This is a genomic window from Halomonas sp. AOP5-B2-8 (assembly GCF_052376475.1).
Classification (GTDB): domain Bacteria; phylum Pseudomonadota; class Gammaproteobacteria; order Pseudomonadales; family Halomonadaceae; genus Vreelandella; species Vreelandella casei.
Genome location: NZ_JBQSVS010000010.1, coordinates 22,705 through 29,967 on the forward strand (window position 1 = coordinate 22,705; position 7,263 = coordinate 29,967).

At 56.9% G+C, this 7,263-nt stretch carries 4 protein-coding genes; all 4 read left to right on the top strand.

Annotation, left to right across the window (positions count from 1 at the left end; all coding sequences use genetic code 11):
* Positions 1-14: 14 nt before the first annotated feature.
* Entirely contained in the window at positions 15-1,712 is a 1,698-nt protein-coding gene (locus ACT3RP_RS17775; RefSeq protein ID WP_096278041.1) for a nitrilase-related carbon-nitrogen hydrolase, read from the top strand.
* A 61-nt stretch (positions 1,713-1,773) separates the two neighbouring features.
* Positions 1,774-1,950: a hypothetical protein gene (locus ACT3RP_RS17780; RefSeq protein WP_176483368.1), complete on the top strand. Its 177-nt coding sequence runs from the start codon at positions 1,774-1,776 to the stop codon at positions 1,948-1,950.
* A 505-nt stretch (positions 1,951-2,455) separates the two neighbouring features.
* Entirely contained in the window at positions 2,456-5,461 is a 3,006-nt protein-coding gene (locus tag ACT3RP_RS17785; RefSeq protein ID WP_096278043.1) for a salicylate synthase, read from the top strand.
* Positions 5,458-7,263, top strand: a 1,806-nt coding sequence (locus tag ACT3RP_RS17790) for a condensation domain-containing protein (RefSeq protein WP_444624350.1), incomplete at its 3' end; no start/stop codon positions are given. The genes ACT3RP_RS17785 and ACT3RP_RS17790, both read left to right, overlap by 4 nt.

Here is a 7,263-nt window from a genome sequence, read left to right on the forward strand (position 1 = left end):
GCGGGGAGGACAATATGAAATACCTTGCCGCCACATTGCAGTTTGAGCCTGAAATGTTTGCAAAAGAGCGAAATATTGATGCTCTAAAGCGGTTAGTGGAAGAGGCGGCTGCGTCTGGTGCGCGGCTAATCATAACGCCGGAGATGGGGCTTACCGGCTATTGCTGGTATGACAGAGAGGAGGTTGCACCCTACGTCGAACAAGTGCCTGGACCCTCAACCCAAAGCTTCGCCGCTCTGGCGGCGAAGCTTGACTGCTATATCGTTATCGGGCTGCCAGAAGTTGATGCTGGCAATGGGCTTTACTACAACACGGCTGTTTTAGTTGGCCCTGAGGGCTATTTAGGAAAACATCGTAAAAGCCACCCTTATATCGCCGAGCCAAAGTGGGCGGCTTCAGGCGACACTGGCCATCAAGTGTTCGAGACGTCACTGGGCCGTATCGCGCTGCTCATCTGCATGGACATTCATTTTCTTGAAACTGCACGGTTGGTCGCGCTGCAGGGGGCCGAGGTCATTTGCCATCTGAGTAATTGGCTGGCTGAGAGAGCGCCAGCACCCTATTGGATTAGTCGTGCCAAAGAAAACGGCTGCTATCTTATTGAGAGCAATCGCTGGGGGGTGGAGCGCGGCGTTCAATTCAGTGGCGGTAGCTGCGTGATTGATCCAGATGGACATATCCAGGCTAGCCGCGATGACGGTGATGGCATCGTGCTGGGTGAAATTGATACTGAACGAGTAACGGGGCCGTTGACCAGTGAGCGTCGCCCAGACCTTTATCATGAGCTACTTCATCAAACACACGCTTGGAACCCGCTAGACTTTTTCAGGCTTTATGGCCATCAGCCACTGCCCAATGGAAAAGCAAGCACCATCGCCGTTGCTCAATTTTCCCCATCGAATAATCTCGACGATAACCTTTCCAAATGTACTGATTTGATTGCCCAAGAAGAGGGTGCCGAGCTGATTGTTTTTCCTGAGCTGGCGCTTACCGGGTTAGACACTGGCGGTATCAATCCCATCTCACAGCGTCACAGTGTTTTCGACACACTGCGTCGACTCGCTGAGGAGCGTCAACAGAACTATGTGGTAGGTTTCGCGGAACAGTCGGAGGAACATCTCTATAATGCTGCCGCTCTGGTAGGGGCGCAGGGCGTTATGGCGGTTTATCGTAAAATCCACTTAAGCGAGGCAGACCGTAAATGGGCGACGCCTGGCGATCGCTGGGTAAGCTTCGATCTGCCGCTAGGACGGCTAGGATTATTGATTGGCCATGATGCTGATTTTCCCGAAGCGGGGCGCATTCTGGCGCTGCGGGGGTGCGATGTCATCGCTTGTCCTGCTGCCCTGCCAGGGCCATTTCACTGCGTCCATCCCGGTACTGAGATTCGTCAGCCAGCACCTATTCCCACCGGCCCAGACGATTACCATTGGCACCATTATCGGGTGCGCGGTGGCGAGAACAACTGCTATTTCGCTTTCGCCAACGTGCATATGCCCGACGCTGGATTACCGGGGCTAAGCGGTATATTCGGCCCGGATACGTTTCATTTTCCTCGCCAAGAAGCATTGTTAACCAGCGCCACTGGCTGCGTGCAGCTTGCTATCGACACGAGTAACCTGGATTCGGCTTACCCAAACAGCGCTGTGCGCCGAAAGGACTTAGTGGTGATGCGCCTGCCACACCACTATCCAAAATTGTTGGAGCGATAGCTTGTACTTCCCTCGCTAAATGCCTTTTCAGGCAATCGTCCGTGTATAGGAGTAGTTGACTATGAGTGTGAAGCGACCCGGCATTGATACGTTGGCAGCCATTTCCGATTATTACGGTTTTGACCTTTCCTTTGAAGAACTGGGAGAGTTCCAGTCCGCCGTTGCTGGCTCAATGGCCATTTATGATCGCCTGGATGAACTGGCGGCACGCTTAGGTCGTAAGTATCCATCATGCTAGTAGATCGGTGGCCGTTGGCTTCCTGTTTCTCGTGGCGATTGCCTTTTGTGTCGGTAATGCCGCGTCGCTTTAGGTCATGGAGGCCGAAGCGTTCTTCTTCTGTAATCACTCCCTCTTCAATTGCCAGTTTAATCAAACGTTGCCAAGCGGTGTCTAGGCTGGATTTTCGCAGCTCGCTACCGTCGGCTGCGACGATTAGTGGGCGGCTTTCTGGGTGCGTGGGTACCCGCGCACGACATTATTCCGACGGCCTTTGCGGCGGTTGGTCCTCACGCCTTCGGCTGTGCTGTTTGCATCACTTAGCGTTATCACTTCGATACCGCGTTACTTTCCGTCTTTGTGTCAAAAAATACCGTTGAGGGTATTTAGCGAACGATCCAGGGTGTTGCTATCCGTGAGAATGCTTATCATTTGCCGATGCAAGGCCTGATGTACAGGATGCTAACTGCATGTGATGGATGCGCCTGTCAGGCCGGAAAATGACATATACAGGAGAGCCGTCGTAATGGCACATAGGGTTCCTCACACCGAGCCGGTTTGGGCAGAATACGAGCGCCTGGCGCATTGGCAACAGTCATCTCTGGGTGAGTCTCTCAAGCATTGGGTTAGTCTTTACGGCCACGCGACTGCACTCGTCGAAGGGGAGCAGCATCTCTCCTATATTGAGCTGGATGCGCGAGTCGATCAGTTGGCGCGGGCCTTTCTGGCATTGGGCATTGTGAGTGGTGATCGTGTGCTGGTGCAGTTGCCCAATGGTTTGGCCTTCATCGAAACTTGCTTTGCCCTGTTTCGTATGGGGGCGCTGCCGATCCTTGCGATGCCCGCGCAGCGCGAGAAGGATATCGAGGCGTTATGTCAGTTGGCGGAACCAGTGGCATTCATCACTAAAGACAGCTTTCTTGGTTTTGATCATGCGGAGCTCGCTGCCAAGGTGGCAGAGACCAGTGGCAGTATTCGTCATGTCATCATCGATGGAGTATCCGATAGCGGGAATGAGCTTGATGAGATTAGGCAGCTGGGGCATGCGGCGGCCGCGACGATCAGTGACACGCCATCTTCACAAGACGTGGCCCTACTGCTGCTATCGGGTGGCACCACTGGCACACCCAAGCTGATCCCTCGGACTCACGCTGATTATCTGTATAATGCCACCGCTTCCGCACATCTCTGTGATCTCGATGCCAGCAGTGTCTATCTGGCGGCCTTGCCGATTGCCCATAATTTCCCCCTGGCTTGTCCCGGCATTATAGGAACCCTGAGCGTTGGCGGGCGTGTTGTTCTGGCGCAGACCCCTAGTCCGGATGAGTGCTTTGAACTGATTGCTCGTGAGCGAGTGACGTTTACGTCGCTGGTGCCACCGCTCGTCCAGCTATGGATAGAAGCAAGAGAGTGGGACGATACGGATCTCTCATCACTGCGATTCCTTCAGGTGGGCGGGGCGCGTTGTGATGCCAACCTCGCCGCAAAGATAACGCCCGCTCTGGGTTGTTCACTACAGCAGGTCTTCGGTATGGCCGAGGGCCTGCTCTGCTATACCCGACTTGATGACCCGTTGGACGAAATTCTGAATACCCAGGGCCGACCGCTTTCGCCCCGCGACGAAGTGCGGCTGGTCAACGAACAGGGCGAGGATGTCGCTGAGGGCGAAGTGGGAGAACTGCTGACGCGTGGCCCTTACACCATCAGGGAATATTTCCGGGCCGCCGCACACAATGTGCAGTCGTTCACACCCGACGGCTTTTATTGCAGTGGAGACCTGGCCCGCTGGTCGGTCGGCGGCAATCTGCAGGTCGAGGGGCGTATCAAGCAGCAGGTCAATCGCGCTGGAGAGAAGATTGCGACTGAAGAAGTCGAGGAGGCTCTATGTCGTCATCCCGAAATAGAGAGTGCAGCACTCGTCGGGGTGGCGGATAGCCGCTTGGGTGAGCGTAGCTGTGCATTCCTGATTGGCTCGAATCACGCGCTTTGCGTCAGTGAACTTCGTACCTTTCTGATTACTCATGGATTGCCGGCATACAAATGCCCTGATCAGGTCGTTTTTACACGTCACTGGCCACTGACGCCGCTGGGCAAGATCGATAAGCAGAAGCTGGCAGAGCGAGTCATGGAACCATCCTCGTCATCCTCTGGCTTTATCGAGTGCGTACAATCCATCAATAGCGACCCTATGGCGCTGGCGGTGGCGTTTGCTAAGGCATCTGCGGATGAGGACCATGTCATCTACGAGCGCGAGGGCGAGTGGCTGGTTGCCACTGGCCGATTGGCGACGCTCAAGGTCACATCTGATCGGGTTTCGCTTCAGGAGGGTGATGCTGAACGTTTCTGGGAAGGTCGTGACATCTGCCGGTTAATTGCCGTGGCGCTGGGTGAAATAGAGACCGCAGGCTGGCGGGCTTATGGCTCGGCGTCATTCGAACTCGCGGATAGCTTTCATGGCGTACCAGGGAGTAGTGGGAATGTGTTGCTTGAGCTGTTTGTTCCACGCCTGGAAATTCGGCTAAGAGCCGGTGAAGCCACATTGCGAACGACGGACGAGCACCTGCTGACCGCGTTGGCGGCACAAACTGCGACATTGGACCAGGCGGGGGGGGATATCTTCCGGCCTTCGGAAAATCATTTGATCGGTATGGCGGGCTTGATCGCTAACCATGATGCTGAGGCGTATCGACTTCAGGTGGCGGAAGCGGTGAGTGATATCCGTGCTGGGCGCTATGAAAAGGTCATTCTCTCTCGTCAGGTGCCGGTGCCCGAGCCTGTTGACCTGTTTGCGACCTATCTTCATGGTCGGCGGCAGAACACACCGGCTCGCTCATTCTTGGTGCGTTGCTCGGGGTTGAATATGTTGGGTTTTAGCCCGGAGACCGTCGTCGAGGTCGATGCCAACGGTGGCGTCAACACGCAACCGTTGGCGGGTACCCGGTCCATGGGCACCAGCAGTGACGAGCGCAAGCGGCTGCGGCATGAACTGGAAACTGACGTCAAGGAGATCGCCGAGCATGCTGTCTCGGTCAGGTTGGCGATCGACGAACTCAGGCCGCATTGCCTACCCGAAACGGTGCACGTCTCCGAGTTCATGCATGTCCGGGAACGAGGGTCCGTACAGCACCTGGCCTCGCGGGTGAAAGGAAGCCTGTCTGAGGGCCGGACGGCTTGGCATGCTTTTGAGGCGCTGTTTCCGGCTGTTACGGCTTCCGGTATCCCTAAGCGCGAAGCGCTGCAGGCCATCCGCCGCTACGAGCAACAACCCCGTGGCCCCTACAGTGGCTGTGTGCTGATGGCCGATTGTGACGGGTCGCTAGATGCTGCTCTGGTCCTGCGCTCTCTGTTCCAGCGAAAGGGTAAAACCTGGCTGCAGGCCGGTGCAGGCATCGTGGCTCAATCCACGCCCGAACGCGAGCTGGAAGAAACGCGAGAAAAGCTCAGCTCGCTGGCGCACTGCCTGATCGCTGATGTCGCCGGTACGCATGCCAAACCGCATCCCGCTCTTATCGTTGACGGGGACATCCAATGAGCCGTTTTTCCTGCACCGATGGTATATCGCTGACTGGTCAAGATGAACTGCTGACAGCCGTCCGTGAGGTGACGACTCTGCCAGACAGGGTCGCCGGCGATGACAATCTCATCGCATTGGGGCTGGACTCCCTGGCGGTCATGCGACTCGCGAGCCGTTGGCGTAAGCAGGGTGCCAACGTCAGTTTTGCCAGCTTGATTGAGCGCCCCACACTGGCTGCCTGGTGGGCGCAGCTGGACCCAGCACAGCCCGGTCACGATGCCGTAGACCCCGTGGCAACCGATGAAATGCTCCCAGATATTGACCCCACGCTGGCGTTTGGTCTCACCGACGTTCAGCATGCCTATTGGATAGGGCGTCAGAACGGACAGCCGCTCGGCGGTGTCGGCTGTCATGCGTATCTTGAACTCGACGGCACGGGCCTGGACGCCGAAAGGCTGATGCGGGCATGGAAGGTGCTACGCCAACATCACGGCATGTTGCGTGCACGATTCACCGAAGATGGTGAGCAGCGGATCAGTACCGAGAACATAGATCCCGTCGTGGTATCGCATGATCTGAGAGGGCTTAACCCGACGCAACTCAATCAGGCGTTGGCGGCTATTCGGGCACGGCTTTCCCACCGACGGCTGGATGTCTCCCAGGGTGAAGTCATGGGCCTGGAGCTCAGCCTTATGGATGAGCAGCGGACACGTCTGCACGTCGATATCGACTTGTTGGTGGCTGATGTTCAGAGTCTGCATATCATCCTGCGGGATCTGGCCACGGCGTATGCCGGTGGCCGCGAGATGGCTGCGTTACCCGCCGCCAGCGATTGGCACTTTGCCCGCTATCTGGCACGAGAGCGACAGGCGAAGCAATTTGATCGCGCCCGTGATCGCGAATACTGGTCCAGACAGCTCCCTGATATGCCAGGCGCCCCAGGGCTGCCATTGACCGCGGGCGCAGGCCAAACAACGACACCTCCCACATTTCGGCGTCGCGAGCATGTTCTGGCACCCGAGGCCTGGTTTGCGCTGAAGCGAAGAGCAGCCCTAAGTTATGTGACCCCGGCAAATCTCCTGCTATCAGCTTACGCAGAGGTGCTGTCGCGATGGAGCGTCCAGCCACGTTTTCTGATCAATGTTCCCCTGTTCGACCGGCAGGCCGAGGACTCGGGCATCGAGCATGTCGTTGCTGATTTCACCAATCTGCTTCTGCTCTCCTGCGACTTCACCGAGCCACTATCCTTCGAGCACCGCCTACAGCAGATTCAAGCGCGCCTTCACGCCGATATGGCTCACGCCAGCTACTCCGGCGTGGAAGTGCAGCGTGATCTGGGACGCCATCATCGAAATGAAGGGGTCATCGCGCCGGTCGTCTTTGCCTGTAACCTGGGCACGCCACTTGTGGATGCGCCGACAAAGGCGGTGTTGGGCGAGCTCCATCACATGATCTCTCAAACGCCACAGGTCTGGCTCGATCACCAGGTCTACGATCACGAGGGTGGTTTATTATTGGTCTGGGATGCCGTCGAGGATCTATTCCCGACGTCGCTGCTTGACGACATGTTTTCGACATATATTCATCTCATCGAGTGGCTTGCCGCCAACCCGGGAGAATGGGGCGGCAAGCCACGCGCTGTTTTGCCATTGCCACAGGCCAGTATTCGCGCGCAAGCCAATGCGACCGCCTGTGCGTTGCCGCCACGTCTGTTGCAGACCCCGATTTTGGCGCAGGGCACTGCGTATCCCGAGCGCGTGGCACTGATTGCCGGTGAGCAGACACTCACCTTCGGTGAGCTGTGTGCCCGTGCCCTGAGT

Coding starts and splice junctions, on each gene's coding strand:
- ACT3RP_RS17775 (WP_096278041.1), top strand. CDS start 15: ATGAAATACCTTGCCGCCACATTGCAGTTTGAGCCTGAAATGTTTGCA.
- ACT3RP_RS17780 (WP_176483368.1), top strand. CDS start 1,774: ATGAGTGTGAAGCGACCCGGCATTGATACGTTGGCAGCCATTTCCGAT.
- ACT3RP_RS17785 (WP_096278043.1), top strand. CDS start 2,456: ATGGCACATAGGGTTCCTCACACCGAGCCGGTTTGGGCAGAATACGAG.